The organism is Clostridium sp. AF36-4 (assembly GCF_003435975.1).
Taxonomy (GTDB): domain Bacteria; phylum Bacillota; class Clostridia; order Lachnospirales; family Lachnospiraceae; genus Eubacterium_F.
In genome coordinates, this window is the sequence record NZ_QTVH01000040.1 from 1 (window position 1) to 910 (window position 910).

Below are 910 nucleotides of genomic sequence, written 5' to 3' on the forward strand. Positions count from 1 at the left end.
TTATGTTTGGATAACAGGGCACGGTTGACAAGGATTTTGTGCTCTTTTTTGTCTTGTGTCCGGTATTTAACCCATACCGTGTCGATTTCGAGTTTGTCTAAATATTCGACGGTTGCATGTCCGAGATTGGCTTCGTTGCTGTCATAATAGCGGTTGAGTTCTAAGTCCATCCCTCCGGTTCCTTCTAAGGAAAGGTCGGTACGGGAAAGCATGAGCCGCCCGCTTGGCGTGTCAACACCGTGCTTACCAGTTTATTTTTTGTACCTGCACCAGAATAGGATTCCTCCGTCACCAGAGGGCATACAAAAGCAGCGTCCCCTGCCAGATATCCTTGAGCTGTTTGATACGTGTATGTCGTCGTATACAGGTGTTCCTTCCCTTTATTTTTTGCCAGATATGCTTTGGGGGATTTCTTGGTTAAGACATTCCGGTACTTATCATAAGTATGCCCCTGTTTGGTCGTGACAGCCTTATCTCCCTTCTTTCCGAAGGACTTGTCGGTTTCCGTAAGTACGAGGGAACCCTGTTCATTTTTATCATAACTGTACAGGGTTTCCTCCTTTTCTTTCCCATAATTTATCTCATCCGTAAGAAGTTTATTTTCATTATATACATACAGACTGACATTTTTCTTGGTATCCTTTTTAAGCCTTAAGGTATCCGGGTTGATTTTGGATTTCTTATAGGTATAATCATAATACTTTCCGTTTGTTTTATATTTGTTCGGATTAAAGCTGCTGACAACCGTTACCGTGCGGAGTCCTTCATTTCCGTACTGCCAGACTTCATAAGCGGTTTTCCAGTTGCCTTTATCGTCTTTTTCCCGCTCCCTGAAATCGTCATAGGAACGGAGTCCGTCGGTTCCTTTTTTCTGGAAATAATCGTATTTGACGCCATTTGATTTTTTGCC

The 910-nt window shown here is 43.0% G+C and carries 1 protein-coding gene; it reads right to left on the reverse strand.

Annotation, left to right across the window (positions count from 1 at the left end; all coding sequences use genetic code 11):
- Positions 1–184: 184 nt before the first annotated feature.
- A partial coding sequence (locus DW005_RS13935; RefSeq protein WP_207658746.1) for a hypothetical protein occupies positions 185–910 on the reverse strand: 726 nt, incomplete at its 5' end.